Annotated in this window: 16 protein-coding genes and 1 tRNA gene; 9 read left to right on the top strand and 8 right to left on the bottom strand. The window is 61.9% G+C overall.

Annotation, left to right across the window (positions count from 1 at the left end):
* Window positions 1-288: 288 nt before the first annotated feature.
* Window positions 289-378, bottom strand: a tRNA-Ser gene (locus tag ACWFUC_RS14845).
* Between the two features lie 275 nt (window positions 379-653).
* Here ACWFUC_RS14845 and ACWFUC_RS14840 point away from each other — a divergent pair.
* The gene (locus tag ACWFUC_RS14840; protein WP_489625305.1) at window positions 654-2534 is read left to right on the top strand and encodes a GGDEF domain-containing protein; all 1881 of its coding nucleotides are present in this window, start codon (window positions 654-656) and stop codon (window positions 2532-2534) included.
* A gap of 101 nt (window positions 2535-2635) precedes the next feature.
* On the opposite strand, the gene serS is transcribed toward ACWFUC_RS14840, so the two are convergent.
* Window positions 2636-3937 carry a serine--tRNA ligase gene (gene serS, locus ACWFUC_RS14835; protein ID WP_276839009.1) on the bottom strand — a complete coding sequence of 434 codons (1302 nt, stop codon included), beginning with the start codon at window positions 3935-3937 and terminating at the stop codon, window positions 2636-2638.
* A gap of 174 nt (window positions 3938-4111) precedes the next feature.
* On the opposite strand from serS, the gene ACWFUC_RS14830 reads away from it, so the two are divergent.
* Complete coding sequence (locus ACWFUC_RS14830; RefSeq protein ID WP_489625304.1) at window positions 4112-4735, top strand: anaphase-promoting protein; 624 nt, start codon at window positions 4112-4114, stop codon at window positions 4733-4735.
* Between the two features lie 5 nt (window positions 4736-4740).
* Here the strand turns inward: ACWFUC_RS14830 and ACWFUC_RS14825 are convergent, their stop codons facing one another.
* A complete protein-coding gene (locus tag ACWFUC_RS14825; RefSeq protein ID WP_489625303.1) occupies window positions 4741-5688 on the bottom strand; it encodes a LysR family transcriptional regulator in 948 nt (315 codons plus the stop codon).
* A gap of 97 nt (window positions 5689-5785) precedes the next feature.
* On the opposite strand from ACWFUC_RS14825, the gene ACWFUC_RS14820 reads away from it, so the two are divergent.
* The 3 genes from ACWFUC_RS14820 to ACWFUC_RS14810 all read left to right on the top strand — a co-directional run bounded on the left by ACWFUC_RS14820 (window position 5786) and on the right by ACWFUC_RS14810 (window position 7554).
* Entirely contained in the window at window positions 5786-6427 is a 642-nt protein-coding gene (locus ACWFUC_RS14820; RefSeq protein WP_489625302.1) for an alanyl-tRNA editing protein, read from the top strand.
* A 334-nt stretch (window positions 6428-6761) separates the two neighbouring features.
* Window positions 6762-7139, top strand: coding sequence for a hypothetical protein (locus ACWFUC_RS14815; RefSeq protein WP_489625300.1), 378 nt, complete (start codon window positions 6762-6764; stop codon window positions 7137-7139).
* An 85-nt stretch (window positions 7140-7224) separates the two neighbouring features.
* Entirely contained in the window at window positions 7225-7554 is a 330-nt protein-coding gene (locus ACWFUC_RS14810) for an H-NS histone family protein (protein ID WP_034331785.1), read from the top strand.
* Window positions 7555-7603: 49 nt separating this feature from the next.
* Here the strand turns inward: ACWFUC_RS14810 and ACWFUC_RS14805 are convergent, their stop codons facing one another.
* On the bottom strand, window positions 7604-8908 hold the full coding sequence (locus ACWFUC_RS14805; RefSeq protein WP_489625299.1) for a replication-associated recombination protein A: 1305 nt from the start codon (window positions 8906-8908) through the stop codon (window positions 7604-7606).
* Window positions 8909-9178: 270 nt separating this feature from the next.
* On the opposite strand from ACWFUC_RS14805, the gene fdxA reads away from it, so the two are divergent.
* The gene (fdxA, locus tag ACWFUC_RS14800) at window positions 9179-9517 is read left to right on the top strand and encodes a ferredoxin FdxA (RefSeq protein ID WP_259434843.1); all 339 of its coding nucleotides are present in this window, start codon (window positions 9179-9181) and stop codon (window positions 9515-9517) included.
* A 75-nt stretch (window positions 9518-9592) separates the two neighbouring features.
* Here the strand turns inward: fdxA and lolA are convergent, their stop codons facing one another.
* Both lolA and ACWFUC_RS14790 read right to left on the bottom strand, forming a co-directional pair.
* Complete coding sequence (lolA, locus tag ACWFUC_RS14795) at window positions 9593-10306, bottom strand: outer membrane lipoprotein chaperone LolA (protein WP_134135188.1); 714 nt, start codon at window positions 10304-10306, stop codon at window positions 9593-9595.
* A 125-nt stretch (window positions 10307-10431) separates the two neighbouring features.
* Entirely contained in the window at window positions 10432-12774 is a 2343-nt protein-coding gene (locus tag ACWFUC_RS14790) for a DNA translocase FtsK (protein ID WP_121039479.1), read from the bottom strand.
* 395 nt (window positions 12775-13169) lie between these two features.
* Here ACWFUC_RS14790 and trxB point away from each other — a divergent pair, with 395 nt between their 5' ends.
* The 3 genes from trxB to ACWFUC_RS14775 all read left to right on the top strand — a co-directional run bounded on the left by trxB (window position 13170) and on the right by ACWFUC_RS14775 (window position 15330).
* A complete protein-coding gene (gene trxB / locus ACWFUC_RS14785) occupies window positions 13170-14123 on the top strand; it encodes a thioredoxin-disulfide reductase (protein ID WP_034331799.1) in 954 nt (317 codons plus the stop codon).
* Between the two features lie 144 nt (window positions 14124-14267).
* Window positions 14268-14609, top strand: coding sequence for an I78 family peptidase inhibitor (locus ACWFUC_RS14780; RefSeq protein ID WP_489625298.1), 342 nt, complete (start codon window positions 14268-14270; stop codon window positions 14607-14609).
* Between the two features lie 67 nt (window positions 14610-14676).
* Window positions 14677-15330: a Smr/MutS family protein gene (locus ACWFUC_RS14775; protein WP_199725016.1), complete on the top strand. Its 654-nt coding sequence runs from the start codon at window positions 14677-14679 to the stop codon at window positions 15328-15330.
* A gap of 8 nt (window positions 15331-15338) precedes the next feature.
* Here ACWFUC_RS14775 and ACWFUC_RS14770 read toward each other — a convergent pair whose 3' ends face one another.
* Both ACWFUC_RS14770 and ACWFUC_RS14765 read right to left on the bottom strand, forming a co-directional pair.
* On the bottom strand, window positions 15339-16664 hold the full coding sequence (locus ACWFUC_RS14770; RefSeq protein WP_489625297.1) for a leucine-rich repeat-containing protein kinase family protein: 1326 nt from the start codon (window positions 16662-16664) through the stop codon (window positions 15339-15341).
* 58 nt (window positions 16665-16722) lie between these two features.
* Window positions 16723-17985 (bottom strand): PA0069 family radical SAM protein, encoded by a 1263-nt coding sequence (locus ACWFUC_RS14765; protein WP_489625296.1) that lies wholly within the window; start codon window positions 17983-17985, stop codon window positions 16723-16725.
* Between the last annotated feature and the right edge of the window lie 73 nt (window positions 17986-18058).

The following is an 18058-nucleotide window of genomic DNA, read 5'->3' as shown; positions in this document are numbered from 1 at the left end:
ATGAGACGAATATATCAAGCCGCAGCCAAGGGTGGCGCGGCGACTTCGCGAGCGGGAAGAAATTTGTCCGGACTATCGCGGCGATGCCACGAAACCGGCAGGAACCCTCCCAGTACACGGGACGGCTCTGGCGCAACGCCGATGTTCTCCCCCTCGAAAAACATCCGGTGACCAGTCAATGATTTGACGCCGACCGCACTCCCTCCAGCGCGGAACCGACGGACAAAAAAATAAGGCCCTGACAAAATCAGAGCCTTATCTCTACAGCTTCACAACACTTGAGCCAACTGGCGGAGAGGGTGGGATTCGAACCCACGGTACGGGAAACCGTACGCCTGATTTCGAGTCAGGTACATTCGACCACTCTGCCACCTCTCCGGTCAACTTCGGTCGTTTCACTGCGTGGTGCAGCGAAGACAGCGACTATAGCAGAACTATTTTCAGAGTGGAACTATTTTTTGAAAAATATTCAAAAAACTTATCTCCTCGTCATTGCATCTCCCGCAGGACAGACTAGCAGAAGCAAAGTTCATACATAAAACCATCAAGCTGAATTGCTTATCATCATCTTGTCATAAATCACTTCTAGGATCCGTAAACTATTTTGCGATGCATTGCCGTTCTTTGACTCTCTCGAATCCGGATTCAGCCAGATGGCTCCCCTCTCCAATCCAATCTTTCCGCTCGGCGCCGAAGTCGTCGATCTGATCGCCCGCGCCTCCGGTGCGGCCCTGCGCGGCGCCGACGATCCGATGTTGTCATTGCTGCATGAGATCATTGCTCAACGCAAGTTGTCGGCGCTGTTCCAGCCCATCGTGCGCATGCGCAACGGCGAGATCCTGGGATATGAAGGTTTGATCCGCGGCCCCTCCAATACCCCGCTGCATTCGCCGCTGGCGCTGTTCAAGGTGGCACGCGCGCACAACCTGTCGGTACAGATGGAATATCTGTGCCGCCACATCGTGATGACCCGCTTCGCGCAACTGGGCTTGCCGGGCAATCTGTTTCTGAACGTGTCGCCGGGGGCACTGATGCAGCCGGAGGCGATCCAGGGCGAGACCTTGCGCTATCTGGAAAAGCTGGGCGTCAATCCGCAGCGCATCATCATCGAACTGACCGAGAACGAGCCGACCTACGACTATGCCCTGCTGCGCAATGCGGCCATGCATTACCGCGACATGGGCTTCCAGATCGCCATCGACGATCTGGGTGAAGGTTTCTCCAGCCTGCGCCTGTGGTCGGAGCTGCAGCCGGAATACGTCAAGGTGGACATGCACTTCGTGCAAGGGATTAACCATGATCCGATGAAGCTGCAGTTCGTGCGCTCGATCCAGGAGATTGCCGAAAAGTCCGGCTCCATCGTCATCGCCGAAGGCATCGAATCCCAAGCCGAACTGCTGACTATCCGCGACCTCGGCATTGCCTGCGGCCAGGGCTATCACATCTCGCGTCCGCTGCCGGAGCCGCCGGTCTCGATCTCGGACGATGTCACCAAAACCCTGCGGCGCGACAAGGTCCCGCTGGCCGCCAACAAGTATGGCCCCGGCAAGCGCAGCGCCACCGTCGCCAAGCTGCTGCGCGAGACCGAGTACGTCAGTCCGGAAGTGACCAACGATGCGGCCTACGACATGTTCGTCAACGATCCGCAGCTGCAGGCCCTGCCGGTGGTCAGCAATGGCTTGCCGATCGGGCTCATCAACCGCTACAGCATGGTGGAGCGCTTTGCCCGCCTGTACGGCCGCGAACTGTATGGCAAGAAGTCCTGCGCCTTCTTCATGGACCCCAATCCCATCCTGACCGAGCAGGACACCAGCCTGCAGGACCTCTCCAACCTGCTGGTGCATGCCGAATCGCACCATCTCTCCAACGGCTTCATCATCACCGACCGTGGCCAGTACGTGGGGCTGGGCACTGGCCACGACCTGCTGCGCGAGATCACGCAGATGCAGATCGACGCTGCCCGCCATGCCAATCCGCTGACGCAGTTGCCGGGCAACGTGCCCATCAACGATCACATCGAATACCTGCTGCAAAGCGGGGTGGAATTCTGCATCTGCTATTGCGACCTCGATCAGTTCAAACCCTTCAACGATGTCTACGGCTATCGCAAGGGCGATGACATGATCCAGGCCACCGGCCGCGTGCTGCAGCAGGCCTGCGACCCCAACCTGGACTTCATCGGCCACATCGGCGGGGACGATTTCCTCATCCTGTTCCAGAGCGAGGATTGGGAAAAGCGCTGCCGCACCATCCTCGATACCTTCGAAGCCGAGACCCGCGCCTTCTACTACGACGAAGACGTGCAGCGCAATGGCTACTACACCGAGGATCGCCAGGGCAACCGGGTGTTCCACCCGCTGGTCTCGCTGTCGCTGGGCTCGGTGAAGATCGAACCCTCGCAATACTCCTCACCGCACCAGATCGCCTCGGCCGCCACCCGCGCCAAGAAGGAAGCCAAGAAGATCCAGGGCAACAGCCTCTTCATCGAGCGCCGCATCCCGACCACCTTCTCCTGGGCGCTCAAGGACGCTTAGCCAGCCTCCTCACGAAAACGTTTTCTCGCCCGGTGCGACGCTAAAAAAACGGCTGCCTCTTGCGAGGCAGCCGTCTTCATTTGGCGCTCTGGAAAACTGAATCAGACGCCCGGCACCAGCTTGGTCACGCCGCCCATGTAGGGCTGCAGCACCTCGGGGATTTCCACGCTGCCATCGGCCTGCTGGTAGTTTTCCAGCACGGCTACCAGGGTGCGCCCCACGGCCAGGCCCGAACCGTTCAGGGTATGCAGCAGTTCGGGCTTGCCCTGGGCATTGCGGAAGCGGGCCTGCATGCGGCGCGCCTGGAAGGCTTCACAGTTGGAGACCGAGGAGATCTCGCGATAGGTGTTCTGCGCCGGCAGCCAGACTTCGATGTCATAGGTCTTGGCCGCACCAAAGCCCATGTCGCCGGTGCACAGGGTGATGACGCGATACGGCAGTCCAAGCTTTTTGAGGATGGTCTCGGCGTGGCCCAGCATCTCGTCCAGGGCTTCGTAGGATTTCTCCGGATGGACGATCTGCACCATTTCCACCTTGTCGAACTGGTGCTGGCGGATCATGCCGCGCGTATCGCGGCCATAGGAACCGGCTTCCGAGCGGAAGCACGGCGAGTGCGCCGTAAACTTCAGCGGCAGCGCGTCGCCTGCGACGATTTCATCGCGCACGAAGTTGGTCAGCGGCACTTCGGCCGTGGGGATCAGGTACAGCGCGGCGTTTTCGGCCTCGCCTTCCTGGCCGCCCTTCTTGGCCGCGAACAGGTCCGCCTCGAACTTGGGCAACTGGCCGGTGCCGCGCAGGCTGTCGGCGTTGACGATGTAGGGGGTGTAGCACTCGGTGTAGCCATGCTCCATGGTGTGGGTGTTGAGCATGAACTGCGCCAGCGCGCGATGCAGGCGGGCGATGCCGCCCTTGAGTACGGCGAAGCGCGAACCGGTCAGCTTGGTGGCGGTATCGAAGTCCAGGCCCAGGGGCGCGCCGACGTCGACGTGATCCTTGATCTCGAAGTCGAAGCTGCGGGGCGTGCCGACCTTGCGCAGCTCGACGTTGCCGCTTTCGTCATTGCCGGCCGGCACGGATTCGTGCGGCAGGTTGGGCACGGCCTGCAGGAACAGGGTCATCTGCTGCTGCACTTCTTCCAGACGGGTGGCGGACGCCTTCAACTCGTCGCCGATGCCATTGACTTCGGCCATCACTGCGGAAGCGTCTTCACCTTTGCCCTTGAGCATGCCGATCTGCTTGGACAGCGAATTGCGCTTGCCCTGCAGTTCTTCGGTACGGGTCTGGATCTGCTTGCGCTCGGCTTCCAGCGCATTGAAGCCGGCCACGTCCAGGACGAACTTGCGGGCCGCCAGGCGGGCTGCGACGTTCTCGATGTCTTTACGGAGGAGTTGAATGTCGATCATGGGAAGAAATTACGATAGGGTTGATGCTCGAAACCGCGATTGTACCAAGTCACGCGCCCGCCACGGGCCTCCCGTGCGCCCTGCCCGCAATAAAATCCGGCCGCAGCGGTAGCCGCCACCGTCCATGCGGGTTACCATGCGGCCCATCGCATCCCTCATGAGACCCGTTTGCCCATGTCCGTCCAGCCCGAATCCCGCCCGCCGCGCGAAGTCCCTGTCCTGTTTTCCCTGCTGGGCCTGGTCGCCGCCCTGGCCGTGGGCTTGTGGGCCGGCATCCACTACATGTCCAACGAGGCCAGCCTGTTCTACGGGCTGATCGCCGGGCTTTCCTTCGGTGCCACCTTCGCCTTCGGCCAGCAGATCAAGAACCGCCTGGTGCCGCCCAAGGTCCGCAAGACTGACTGGAAAGTGCAGGCACCGGGCGCTGCCGAGCTGTCGCCCACGCGGGTGGCGGCCCAGCAGGCACGCAAGATCAGCGTGGAATTCGACGATGAAGAAATCCGCACCATGGTGCGCGGGGCCAAGCGCGAAGGCATCGCCTGGAGTGCAGTCGATGACGTTACCATCCGCATCAGCGACGATGCCCTGCCGCAACCGCAATGGATCCTGGCCGGCAAGAGCGCCGAGGGCATCAAGGGCGTGCTGATCCCGAATGACGCCGATGGCCTGGAAGCCTTGATGGAAGCCATGAAGACGCGCCTGCCCGGCTACGACGATGACAAGAACTACGAGACCGTGATCGCCGCCATGTCCGCCATGGAAGGCAGCTTCCACATCTGGCACCGCCCTGCGGCCTGATCCCTTCAGCGTACCGGCTTGGCGCCCGGTGCCAGGGCCGGCTCCTGCGCCAGCCGCTGCGCCAGAAACTGCACGAAAGCGCCCAGTCGCGGCGGCAGATGGCGCGTAGCCGGATACAGCGCCCACAGCTCGCCGCAATAGCGCGTTTTGAAACTCCACTGGGGCAGCACCTGCACCAGCCTCCCCTCCTCCAATGCCGGCCTGGCGACGAAATACGGCAGGCTGGCAATGCCCAGATGCCGCAGCGTGGCATCGAGCCGCACCCCGGTATGGTTGGCCGCATACCTTCCCCGCACTTCGACATTGACGGTCTTGCCCTGCCGGCGAAAGCGCCAGCGTGCATCCGCCGGTGATTCACCGAGGTAGATGCAGCTGTGCTCCTTCAGGGCCTGCGGGTGCGCAGGCGCCCCGTGCTCCTGCAGGTAGTGCGGCGTGGCGCACAGCAGATGGTCAATGCGCATCAGGCGCCGGCCCATCAGGCCTGGGGGCGGCTGGTCGGTGATACGGATGGCCAGGTCGACCTGGTCGTCGATGAGGTCCATGTAGCGGTCTTCCAGCCGCAACAGCACGTCCACCTTGGGATGGGCCACCAAAAAATCCGGCATATGCGGATGCACCAGCGCATGGCCGACCGCCTTGGGCACGCTCACCCTCACCTGCCCTTGCGGCTCGGCATCGAAGGCAGCGGAGACGGCCAGCACGGCCTGCGCGGCATTGAGCATGTCGCGGCAGCGGGCGTGGATTTCCTCGCCACTCGCGCTCAGGCGCAGCTTGCGGGTGGTCCGCTGGAGGAGTTGCGTACCCAGCGCCTTTTCCAGGCGGGCGATGGCGCGGCTGGTGGCCGAGGGCGTGGCGCCCAGCTGGCGTGCGGCTTCGGAGAAACTGCCCGTCTCCACCACCTTGGCGAAGACGGCCATTTCGTTCAGGAGGGCAATGCTTTGATTTGTGCTCATGATGCAAAGATCCTTTGCGTCGATGCCGGATTATCGCAACTTCGTGCGGCCGCTACAATGCACGACACTCGCAGCAAGCCACATTGAAAGCCTCGCCATGACTGAACGCCTCTACCTGACCGACCGCGCCTTGCGCGCCGACATCCACGTGCTGAACTGCACCCCGCAGGACGATGGCCGCTACGCCGTGCGCCTGTCGGCCACGCCCTTTCATCCGCAGGGTGGCGGACAGCCCAGCGATACCGGCCGCATCGGCGACGTGGAAGTGCTGCGCGTGGTCAGCGAAAGTGAAGGCATCGTTCATTACACCGCAGCCCCTGTTGCGCCCGGCCCAGCCCTGGCGGCCGTCGACGCCGAGCCGCGCCAGTTGCATACGCGCCTGCATTCAGCAGGCCACGTGATTGGGCAAGTGATGGCAGAACTGGGATGGACGCCGACCAAAGCCCATCACTGGCCGGGAGAAGCGCGCGTGGTAGGCGTGGGTGCTGCAGCTGATGGCACGGTGCAGGAACTGGTGCCAGCAGAACTGGAGCGCCGCTGCAATGACTTGCTGGCGCAGGATCTGCCCTGTGTGATGGCCATGGACAATGGCTTGCGGCAGATCGGCTTTGGCGAATTGCCCGCCTATCCTTGTGGCGGGACGCATGTGGCGGCGCTGGGAGAGATCGGGCAGATTCGGATTGAATCGGTGCGGATCAAGAAGGGTGAAGCGCTGGTTCGGTATGACGTAACCCGCTGAGTTCAAATCTGGCTCGACCGAATATGGAGTCAAATTCGTTCTGGAATGACTGAAATAAATCGGGCATTTCTCTCCGTCGAGTCCGATGCCGCACCTATGGACGATTTCTAACGCAAGTCCACGCACGTACCGTCTGAGCTTTTTGACCATGCTCCGGGGTGACGATGGCAAAGGCAAGACGGCGCAAGCTTGCAGAACAAGCTGAACAACACAAACAGCAGGACTCTCCCCAAACTCAATTACGAGAACCTGGGCCGCAGAGTCTGGCCGCTGAACATCACTACAGCATTCCGGAATTTGACCTGCAAGATCTTCCCGCCTTGGAATCCTATTCGTGATTCTGATTTTCTTTGGAAATAAAGCCTATAGCTTCAATACAAAAGCAAATGGCCTAAGAAAAGAATTTCCGAAAATGATCACGACCATTATTTTCTGGCTGGTGCTTTCCCTTGTTTCGCCCCTTTTAATCACTAACCATCTCGCTGCAATCAACAGCAAATTCGATTGCAAAAAATATGATTGCACCAACGAAGTAAATGGCGGAATCAAAGAATTTCAAAATCAAAAGTATTCAATAAAGATTTGTGGAAGCGGGATAAATCACGGAGAAATTCTTGCTGACGATGCTCCGGACCTGGCTGAACTGGAGGACCACATCATTGCGATGTCGCCATCCCTCATTGATAGATTGAAAGCCAAATATTTATTTTAAAAGTTAAGCAACTTGACTCAAAAAAGAGCTATCAATGATGCGTAGTGAATTTCAAGCCGATCCACTCCTTCATTAAAGGAAAAAAATGACAAGTTACGCAGATCTCCAAGCGCAAATCAAGAAGCTGCAAGACCAGGCTGAAAAGCAGAAGGCAAAAGAACTGGAAAGCGTTATCGCCGGCATCAAGCAGCAAATCGCTGAATACGGCCTGACAGCGGAACAGCTTGGATTGGCGCCTGCCAGAAAGAAAACCGTCAAGAAAGCTGCCGCCAAAACGGCCGTGGTGATGTACCGAAATGGCGATCTCACCTGGTCAGGCGCTGCCCGTGGCCGCAAGCCGGGTTGGGTCAAGGAGATCATGGATGCGGGCGGCGATATCGAGAAATATCGCGTGAAGGGTAAATCCCATCGATGAAAAGCGGCCCCGCTTTGTTGAAAAAGCACCTGATCAGGTGCTTTTTTTCTTAATTCTGCCCCGCCTCTTCATCCCACTTCTTCAGCAGGGTCAGCTTCTCACCAATCTTGATTTCCAACCCCCGCGGCACAGGCTGATACCACCCCGGCTCGGCAATACCGTCCGGCAGATAAGTCTCCCCCGCCGCATAAGCATTGGGCTCATCATGGGCATACCGATATTCATGCCCATACCCCAATTCCTTCATCAGCTTGGTCGGCGCATTGCGCAGATGCACCGGCACTTCGCGGCTCTTGTCCTGCTTCACGAAAGCGCGCGCAGCGTTGTACGCGTTGTAGCCGGCATTGCTCTTGGCCGCCACCGCCAGGTAGATCACCGCCTGCCCCAGCGCCAGTTCGCCCTCGGGGCTGCCCAACCGCTCATAGGTCAGTGCAGCATCGTTGGCGATCTGCATGGCGCGCGGGTCGGCCAGGCCGATGTCTTCCCACGCCATGCGCACGATACGCCGCGACAGGTAGCGCGGATCGGCACCGCCATCGAGCATGCGCGTCAACCAGTACAACGCCGCATCCGGATGCGAACCGCGCACCGACTTGTGCAGCGCTGAAATCTGATCGTAGAAATTGTCGCCGCCCTTGTCGAACCGACGGCTGTTGAGGGTCAACGCGTTCTGCAGGAATTCCGCCGTCACCACCTGGGTACTGGTAGTGTGCGCGGCGGTCTGGGTCTGCTCCAGCAGGTTCAGGAACCGCCGCGCATCGCCATCGGCGTAACCGATGATCGTTTCCGTGGCTTGGTCATCGAACTGCAGGTCGCCCAGCGCCTTGTCCTGCGCACGCTTGAGCAATTGCTTCAGCTCCTCATCGGTGAGCGACTTGAGCACATAGACCTGCGCCCGCGACAGCAGCGCCGAATTGACCTCGAAGGAAGGATTCTCGGTAGTGGCACCGATGAAGGTCACCAGCCCGCTTTCCGCATAGGGCAACAGCGCATCCTGCTGCGACTTGTTGAAGCGGTGAATCTCATCGACGAACAGGATGGTGTGCTTGCCCATCGCCAGATTCTGCTCGGCCTGTTCCATGGCCGCGCGGATATCCTTCACGCCCGAGAACACTGCCGAGAGCGCAATGAATTCGCAATCGAAGGCGGTGGCCGTGAGCCGCGCCAGCGTGGTCTTGCCCACGCCCGGCGGGCCCCAGAAGATCATCGAATGCGGCTTGCCGGACTGGAAGGCCAGGCGCAGCGGCTTGCCTTCGCCCAGCAGGTGCGACTGCCCGATCACCTCGTCCAGCGTCTTCGGCCGCAGGGCCTCCGCCAGCGGCGCGGTCGGTTCTTGCGCGAACAGGTCAGCCATGGGCAGCCTCCTGCAGGCAACGGGAATCAACAGGCAAAGAAGACGGCCACAGGGCGGCCAGGGAAATAAAGTTCATAGTCATCAGGATGCGGGCGCAGCGCCGGATTGCAAGGCGCGTTCACCAAAGGCCGTAGTCTAACGCAGCAGGCCGCCGCGAGGGCAATAGCGCGATGACGGGCTGCGCCTGCAGCCATCGGACGCAGCGGTTAAAATGCGACCTGCGCGTTTTACTTCACATCGCCCTTTTACCTGCCCTTACCCCTGCTTTCCATGCCCTTCGTCGTCACCGATTCCTGTATCCAGTGCAAGTACACCGATTGCGTCAGCGTCTGCCCCATGGACTGCTTCGTGGAAGGCCCTAATTTTTTGGCCATCGATCCGGACGGCTGCATCGACTGCTCCATGTGCGTGCCGGAATGCCCGGTCGGCGCCATCTACAACGCCACCGACCTGCCCGCCGCCCTGTCGCACTTCGAGGACCTCAACGCCCGCCTCGCCAAGCTGCCCGGCTGGAAACCCATCACCAAGGCCCAGCCGCCCCTGCCCGATCACGCGCAGTGGAAGGACGTTGCCGACAAGCTGCCTCTGCTGAAGATGCCCGAGTCCTGAGGCTCATGCCCCTCACATGAAAACAGCCCCGCAAGCGCAAGCCTGCGGGGCTGTTTGACGTAAAGGGGAAGCCGATCAGTTCTCGAACACGTCCGCCCCCTTAGGCACCGTGAAGTTGAAGCTGTTGCCCTTGAGCGGGGGATTCTTCTCGAAGCTGTCGAAGCTCAGCACCGACACCTGGCCAAAGGAATCATGCAGTTCCATGGCCACCGGCGTGCCGTTCTTCAGGCCGATGCCGATGTTGTCGAAGGTCGTGTCCTTGCTCTTGGGCACGGCTTGCAGCCATTCCAGGCCATCCTTGGTGCCGGCTTCCTTCAGGGTGAAGTTTTTTTCCAGATCATTGCTGCCGAAGAGGATGGCAGCCGGCGAAGAGCCCAGCGCATTGCCCAGTTTCTTGGTGGTGACCTGGTTGAGGTCCTTGTCGTAGATGAAGAGTTTTTCTCCATCAGCCTGAATCACCTGCTCATAGGGCTTCTGGTAGGTCCAGATGAATTTGCCCGGACGCGAAAACACGAAGCTGCCGCTGGACGTATTGACCACCTTGGAGCTGCCGTTCTCGACCCGCACCATGCGCTGGGTGAAGGCACCTTTGGCCGATTGCGTGCTGCTGACGAACTGCTTGAACTGGTCCAGGGCGGCGGCCGAAGCGCGGCCCGGGGTCAGCGCGGTGATGGCGATGGCACCGGCCACCGCCAGTGCCGAAAGACCGGCCGCCATGACCAGGCGGCGCAGGTTGAACGTGCGGGCTTGCGCAGTGCGCGAGCGGAAAGCGTTTCTGGAATTGTCCATGTTATTCGATTCCTTCTTGACGGATGCCACCTGCAAGGTGGCGGCCGGCGCGACAGTGGCCGGCCTTCAGGGCGTGCTGTTGATGACGGGATGCAATCTGGCGCGCAACTGGATCGGAACCCGGCTTATTCAGCCGCGTCGCCGGCACCTGCCGGCACCAGGATTTCACGGTTGCCATTGGATTGCATGGTGGAGACCAGGCCGCTTTGCTCCATCTGCTCCAGCAAGCGCGCCGCGCGGTTGTAGCCGATGCGCAGGTGACGCTGCACCAGCGAGATCGAGGCCCGGCGATGTTTCAGGACCACGGCCACGGCCTGGTCGTACATCTCGTCGCCTTCGCCGCCACCGGCACCGGCCGCAGCACCGCTGCCACCGCCACCGTCAGCGTCCTCCAGCACGCCTCCCTCTAGGATGCCCTCGATGTAATTCGGTTCCCCCTGGGCTTTCAGGTGCTCCACCACGCGATGCACTTCATCATCCGAGACGAAGGCACCGTGCACCCGCACCGGCAAGGCCGTGCCAGGCGGGTTGTAGAGCATGTCACCCATGCCCAGCAAGGCTTCGGCGCCCATCTGGTCAAGGATGGTGCGGGAGTCGATCTTGGACGAGACCTGGAAGGCAATCCGCGTAGGCACGTTGGCCTTGATCAGGCCGGTGATCACGTCCACCGAGGGACGCTGCGTGGCCAGGATCAGGTGGATGCCGGCCGCGCGCGCCTTCTGGGCGATGCGGGCGATCAGCTCTTCCACCTTCTTGCCCACCACCATCATCAGGTCGGCCAGCTCGTCGATGATGATGACGATGGTTTCCAGCTGCTCCAGCGGTTCCGGCGCATCCGGGGTGAGGCTGAAAGGATTGGGGATCTTCTCGCCGCGCTTCTCGGCATCGATGATCTTCTGGTTGTAACCGGCCAGGTTGCGCACGCCCAGCTTGGACATCTTCTTGTAGCGGCGCTCCATCTCTTCCACCGCCCAGTTCAGGGCATGGCCGGCCTGGCGCATGTCGGTCACCACCGGCGCCAGCAGGTGCGGAATGCCTTCGTAGATCGACAGTTCCAGCATCTTGGGATCGATCAGGATCAGGCGCACCTGGCGCGGCGAAGATTTGTACAGCAGCGAAAGAATGGTGGCATTGATCCCCACCGACTTGCCCGAACCGGTGGTACCGGCCACCAGCAAGTGCGGCATCTTGGCCAGGTCGGCCACCACCGGATTGCCGGCAATGTCCTTGCCCAGCGCCACGGTCAGGCTGGAATGGCTGTCGTTGTAGACCTTGGAGCCGAGGATCTCGGTCAGGCGCACGATCTGGCGCTTGGGATTGGGCAGCTCCAGGCCCATGAAATTCTTGCCCTGGATGACTTCCACCACGCGGATCGACGTCAGCGACAGCGAACGCGCCAGGTCGCGCGCCAGGTTGACGATCTGGCTGCCCTTCACGCCCGTAGCCGGTTCGATTTCATAACGGGTGATCACCGGACCGGGATAGGCCGCCACCACCTTGACCTCGACACCGAAGTCGGCCAGCTTCTTTTCGATCAGGCGGCTGGTGAATTCCAGGGTTTCCACCGAGACCGTCTGCTGCGCCGGCGGTGCTTCGTCCAGCAACGACAACGGCGGCAATTCGCTGTTGAGGTCATCGAAGAGGCTGGTCTGCTTCTCCTTCTGGACGCGGTCGGATTTCTGCACTTCCACGATTTGCGGTTCGATGCGGATCGGCGGCGCCTCGACGATCTTGGCGCGTTCCTGCACCACGGTTTCCTCGCGCTTGACGGCGGCTTCCTGGCCGGCGCGGCGGTCGGCCCGGGCGGCGAAGAAGTCGCGCACCCAGAACAGGCCATCCTCGATCATGCCGCCGATGCGTTCCACCGCCGCCAGCCAGGAGACCTGGAACAGCAGCGAGAAGCCCAGCCCGAACAGCAGCAACAGCAACAAGGTGGAGCCCGTGAAGCCGAAGGTCGGCTGCATGGCCGAACCGATCATCTCGCCCAGCACGCCACCGGACGAATGCGGCAACTTGGGCGCAAAGCGCTGCATGCGGGTGAATTCGATGCCCATGCTGCCGGTCAGCATGAAGACGAAGCCGACTGCACGGATCAGCGGCTCCTGGTGATGCTCCGGTTCCACCGGCTGGGCCACCAGGAAGCGGTTCGACAGGCGCCGGTAGCCGGTCCACACCGAGCGCCCCAGCAAGACGCACCACCACCAGGCCGAGAGCCCGAAGATGTAGAGCAGCAAGTCGGCCATCCAGGCACCGACGCGGCCGCCCCAGTTGCCCACGCGCGGCACCGAGCTGGCCACCGACCAGCCGGGATCGGTCTTGGCATAGCTCAGCAGGATCAGCGCCAGATAGGCCAGCAAGGCCGCCAGCGCCAGCCAGCGCGCCTCCGATAACAGCCGTACCAGACGGTTGGGCATGGGAGGCGCCGGCGTCTTGTTGGTGCGGATGTGGGCTTGACTCGTCTTGGACATAACTTCCGTACAAAAAAAACTAGCCGTCATTGTAACGGCATTGACTTGGCGCTTCGCGGTTTTGCGCTGGGCGGCGGGAAACCCGCTGCACTGACCTTGATTGACCGCTATCGTTCTGGGGGTGCTGTCATTTTGTTCATATTTTCGACAGCGTTGCTGCTACTGTCTGCCACGCCGGCGGCTATCACCGGCATAGCGTAATTCCATGAGCCCCGTTGAGGGCATGGACTATAATCTTACCCGTTTTGCAGCGCGGCAAACCGCAAACTTGTGCGCTGGCAACCGCCCCGCTTGTGCCGGCCGGTCTGGCTGAACTGCCTGACCGGCCGGGAATTGAAATCCCCGGGAGTCGCCTCATTTGCAGAAGCGATCCCACAACATTTGATGAGTAGCTTATGAGCACGCCCAAACATGCCAAGGTCCTGATTCTCGGCTCCGGCCCCGCCGGCTATAGCGCCGCCGTCTATGCCGCGCGCGCCAACCTGAACCCGGTGCTGATCACCGGCGTGGAGCAAGGCGGCCAGCTGATGACCACCACCGACGTCGAGAACTGGCCCGGCGACCCGCTGGGCGTGCAAGGCCCGGAACTGATGCAGCGCCTGCTGCAGCACGCCGAGCGTTTCAATACCGAGATCATCTTCGATCACATCCACACCACCAAGCTCTCCGAGCGCCCGTTCCGCCTGATCGGCGACAGCGGCGAGTACACGGCCGATGCCCTGATCATCGCCACCGGCGCCTCGGCCCAATACCTGGGCTTGCCCTCGGAACAGGCCTTCATGGGCCGTGGCGTGTCGGCTTGCGCCACCTGTGACGGTTTCTTCTATCGCGGCAAGGAAGTGGCCGTGGTCGGCGGCGGCAACACTGCCGTGGAAGAAGCGCTGTACCTCTCCAACATCGCCAGCAAGGTCACCATCGTGCACCGCCGCGACAAGTTCCGCGCCGAGCCCATCCTGATCGACCGCCTGCTGCACAAGGTCACCGAAGGCAAGATCGCCATCCAGTGGCATTCCACCCTGGATGAAGTGGTCGGCGACGACAGCGGCGTGACCGGCATCAAGATCAAGTCGACCCAGGACGGCGCCATCACCGAGATCCCGGTGCACGGCCTGTTCATCGCCATCGGCCACAAGCCCAACACCAGCATCTTCGACGGCCAGCTGGAGATGCAGAACGGCTACCTCAAGACCCGCACCGGCACCGAAGGCTTTGCCACCGCCACCAGCATCGACGGCGTCTTCGCCGCCGGCGACGTGCAGGATCACATCTACCGCCAGGCCATCACCAGCGCCGGTACGGGTTGCATGGCAGCACTGGATGCACAGCGCTATCTGGAAGGCCTCGAATAAGCAGGTAAAGAGATGTAAAATGCTGCGCTGCGAGAACTCGCAACGCAACGGGCACTCCAAAAGCCGGTGACGAGTTGTCGTCCCGGCTTTTTTGTTTCACTCGAGCAATCCCATATCAGAATCATCAAGACCGAGGAAAGCATCGTGCCCTATTACTCATCCCCTTCCCGCGACGGTCGCCGCTCGCCGGTGCTCAAGGCGTTGCTGGCCACCATGAGCCTGGGTGCCGTGCTGGTCGCCTGCAGTGCTTCCCGCGAAACCCCGGTGGCCGACGCCACGGCCGGCCAATGCGATGCCTCGCGTGCCGATCACCTGATCGGCGAAAACTACAGCGGCTACGTGGAGCGCCAGGCACTGGCCGAATCCGGTGCCACCGACATCCGCGTGCTCAAGCCGGACGACGCCGCCACCATGGACTTCAACCCGCGCCGCCTCAATCTGCACGTCGATCCGGGCCTGGTGATCATCAAGGTGGCCTGCGGCTGAAGAGCTCGCCTGCTTCTGCTAAAGTAGTCACTTAGGGAACAAACCGCTACAGGGTTGGGTGGCTGTCATGGCGACAATGAAGGATTTCTCGGCGCTCCAGGGATTGCGCCGCGATCTGCAGGAACAGGAAAAAGCGCGCGCACTGGCCTTGGCCGAGCGCCAGCGCCAGGAAGCGGCAGCCCGCGAGGAAGCCAACATCTTCCGCAACAGCATCGGCCAGGTGGCGCCCTTGCGTCCCGAAGTGGTCGACAAGGCCCATTACCTGCCGGAACCTCCCCTCCCCATTCCCCGCCAGCACCTGGCCGATGAACAGGCCGCGCTGCTGGAGTCGCTGTCCGACGAATTCACCGTCGACACGCTCATGGACAGCGACGAAAACCTCAGTTTCGCCCGCCCCGGCGTGGGCATGGATGTCTTGAGCAAGCTGCGGCGCGGCAACTGGGTGATCCAGGCCCAGCTGGACCTGCACGGCTATCGCCGCGACCAGGCGCGTGAGGCCTTGGGTGAATTCTTGCGCCAGTCACGCCGCCGCGGCCTGCGCTGCGTGCGGGTGATCCACGGCAAGGGACTCGGTTCGGTGAACAAGGAGCCCGTGCTCAAGCACAAGGTCCGCAACTGGCTGGCGCAGAAGGATGAAGTGATGGCCTTCTGCCAGGCGCGCGCAGCCGATGGCGGTGCGGGCGCGCTGGTGGTGCTGCTGCGTTCGAGCGAACGGGTCTGAACGCCGCTTCAGTCCGCAGTCAGATTGTTCAGCATGGCCACGATGGCCTCGAAATGCGGCCGGGCGGCAGCATCGGCGCTCAGGCAAGCCTGGCGCACCCCGGCCAGGGCCGCACGCTGCTTCTTGCCGGATTCATCTTCCGGCTGGGCATGCGCCAGCAACTCTTCCAGCAGACAGCCATAGGCCCGCACTTCCATGGCCTGCACGCCCCAGGCATGCGGCTGTTGGACATCGTAGAACCAGGCCGCGCCGAAATCGCCAAGCAGGGCTTCGCCATCCCGATGCAGGATGTTGTGACCGTAGAGGTCGCCATGCACGATGCCCTGCGCATGCAGGTGGGCGGCTGCCGAGGCGATATCGCGTGCGATGGCGATCACTTGACGCCAGGCGAGCATGAAGCCTTGCGCATACACATCGCGCGTACAGGATTGCAGGCTGGGCGGACCGGCCAGCACCTTGAAATCGGGATCGATCAGCGGCATCACCAGTCCTTGCACCGCTTGCGGATGACCTTGCAAGCGCCCCAGCACGGGAATGAGACCGCGATGGCTACCGGCCATGATGCAAGCCGCCATCTCGCGCTCGGGCAGGCCATCGCTGGTGACCGCGCCCTTGAAGAGTTTTACCGCCACTGGCTGCGACCTGTCTTCCACGGTCCAGCTGGCAGCGTGGATCACTCCTGAGGCGCCTTCCCCCAGCTTCTCGCCCAAGACCAGATCATCCCAATCGATGGCCGCGACTTGCGCATTGCGGTCCGCCGTTTCCTCCACTGCTTCACACCAGGGATTGCCCGCCATGGCCAGCCAGCTCAGGCGCGGCAGCGTCAGCAGCCAATGCGGAAACGCCTCCAGCGCATTGGCCGACAGGCGCAGCAGTTCCAGGTTGCGGCAGGCCGCCAGTTCCGGCGGCAGCGCGCGCAGGCGGTTGCCAGCCAGCATCAGCTTCTGCAGGCGCAGGCACTGCCCGATGCTCGATGGCAGCTGTTCGATGCAGTTGTCGGTCAGCACCAGCCAGCGCAGCGTGGGTGGCAGCGATTCGGCAGGAACGTGCTCGATCCGGTTGGCCTTGAAACCGATCATCTCCAGCGACGGGCAGAGTCCCAGTACGGCGGGCAATTCGGTGAAGGGATTGTCGGAACAGAAGACGATGCGCAGCCGGTGCAAACGCGGCAGGTCCTCGGGCAAGGCGGTCAGTTCGTTGCCGCTGAGGTCCAGAATCTCAAGGGTTTCAGCCAGGGTGAAGATTTCTGGCGGGAATTCGCGCAGGCCGCACGAGAGAGACAGGCGGGTAATGCCTTCCAGCGCGCCGCTGCGCAGTTGTTCCAGAGTGTGCATGCAGAGAAGTGAAGAAACGGACTAAAACGCGGATCTTACCAGCCACCGGCCGTCTGCCTCAGAACAAATCCAGCTGGGCATCGCCCGCCGGGCGCCCCTGCCCCGCCGGCACCACCATTGGCCGCTTGAAGCGGCTGGCATCCAGGGTGGCAAAAGCCCGATTGCGATGATCGATGCCCAGGCGCCGGCTGGCTTTCTCGAAGCGCTGATGCAGCAAATCGGCCCAGACCCCGGTGCCGCGCATGCGGGTGGCGAAATCGGCGTCGTAATCCTTGCCGCCACGCATGTCCTGGATGCGGTTCATCACCCGTGCCGCACGGTCGGGGAAATGCGCCTGCAGCCATTGGCGAAACAGCGGGCTGACTTCCCAGGGCAGCCGCAGCACGATGTAGCCCGCCTGGCGCGCCCCGGCCTCCACGGCCGCTTCCATGACGCGTTCCAGGTCCGGTTCGGTGACGAAGGGAATCACCGGCGCAATCGACACGCTCACCGGAATGCCCGCCTCGGCCAGCGTGCGGATCACCCGCAATCGCCGCGCCGGGCTGGCCGCGCGTGGTTCCAGCGTGCGCGCGATGGCCGCATCCAGCGTGGTGATCGTCACCGCAACGATGGCCTGCCCCTTGGCCGCCATCGGAGCCAGCAAGTCGATATCGCGCTCGACCAGCGAGGACTTGGTGATGAGCGCCACCGGATTCTCGCAATCGTGCAGGATCTGCAGGATGCGCCGGGTCAGCTGGCGTTCGCGCTCGATGGGCTGGTAGGCGTCGGTATTGATGCCCACCGTGATGGTGTCGGGTTCATAGGACGGCTTGGCGAGTTCGCGCAGCAGCACCTCGGGGGCATTGCGCTTGGCCACCAGCCGGCTTTCGAAATCCAGCCCCGGGGACAGGCCCAAATAGCTGTGAGAAGGCCGCGCGAAGCAGTAAATGCAGCCGTGCTCACAGCCCCGGTAGGGATTGAGCGAAAGCGAAAACGGCAAATCCGGCGAGCTGTTGCGGGTGATGATGGAGCGGGCGTCTTCCTCGGTGACGATGGTCTTCAGGCGGGGCGGCTCATCCTCCTCCGGGCTCTCAGCCGCCTGCGGCCGGGACTCGGCAAAACGGACGGACTGCCAGCCATCGTCGAACTCTTCCCGCGCCACCGATTCATAGCGGCCGCGCAGGTTGGTGACCGCACCCCGGCCCTTCTGGGCGGTCTGATCGCGATGGATGAAGGTTTCTGGCGTCAGGGTCGCATCGTCCTCGCCCGATGCGGTCGACCGGGTCGCCTGCTCTGGAAAAGGCCGGGCAATGCCCTGCGGAAATTTGGGGAAGGAAGCCACGGAAAGCTCATCAATACTGTATTTATATACAGTATTTTGCCTTCACTTCGGACGCGCTGCAAATGCTGTTTCA

The organism is Herbaspirillum sp. Her4 (genome assembly GCF_057961335.1).
This window is presented reverse-complemented; position numbering and strand designations above follow the sequence as displayed.

What these genes read in the sequence shown, in the direction of transcription:
- ACWFUC_RS14840 (WP_489625305.1), top strand. Translation starts at nt 654, where the DNA reads ATGGCTCCCCTCTCCAATCCAATCTTTCCGCTCGGCGCCGAAGTCGTC.
- serS (WP_276839009.1), bottom strand. Translation starts at nt 3,937, where the DNA reads ATGATCGACATTCAACTCCTCCGTAAAGACATCGAGAACGTCGCAGCC.
- ACWFUC_RS14830 (WP_489625304.1), top strand. Translation starts at nt 4,112, where the DNA reads ATGTCCGTCCAGCCCGAATCCCGCCCGCCGCGCGAAGTCCCTGTCCTG.
- ACWFUC_RS14825 (WP_489625303.1), bottom strand. Translation starts at nt 5,688, where the DNA reads ATGAGCACAAATCAAAGCATTGCCCTCCTGAACGAAATGGCCGTCTTC.
- ACWFUC_RS14820 (WP_489625302.1), top strand. Translation starts at nt 5,786, where the DNA reads ATGACTGAACGCCTCTACCTGACCGACCGCGCCTTGCGCGCCGACATC.
- ACWFUC_RS14810 (WP_034331785.1), top strand. Translation starts at nt 7,225, where the DNA reads ATGACAAGTTACGCAGATCTCCAAGCGCAAATCAAGAAGCTGCAAGAC.
- ACWFUC_RS14805 (WP_489625299.1), bottom strand. Translation starts at nt 8,908, where the DNA reads ATGGCTGACCTGTTCGCGCAAGAACCGACCGCGCCGCTGGCGGAGGCC.
- fdxA (WP_259434843.1), top strand. Translation starts at nt 9,179, where the DNA reads ATGCCCTTCGTCGTCACCGATTCCTGTATCCAGTGCAAGTACACCGAT.
- lolA (WP_134135188.1), bottom strand. Translation starts at nt 10,306, where the DNA reads ATGGACAATTCCAGAAACGCTTTCCGCTCGCGCACTGCGCAAGCCCGC.
- ACWFUC_RS14790 (WP_121039479.1), bottom strand. Translation starts at nt 12,774, where the DNA reads ATGTCCAAGACGAGTCAAGCCCACATCCGCACCAACAAGACGCCGGCG.
- trxB (WP_034331799.1), top strand. Translation starts at nt 13,170, where the DNA reads ATGAGCACGCCCAAACATGCCAAGGTCCTGATTCTCGGCTCCGGCCCC.
- ACWFUC_RS14775 (WP_199725016.1), top strand. Translation starts at nt 14,677, where the DNA reads ATGGCGACAATGAAGGATTTCTCGGCGCTCCAGGGATTGCGCCGCGAT.
- ACWFUC_RS14770 (WP_489625297.1), bottom strand. Translation starts at nt 16,664, where the DNA reads ATGCACACTCTGGAACAACTGCGCAGCGGCGCGCTGGAAGGCATTACC.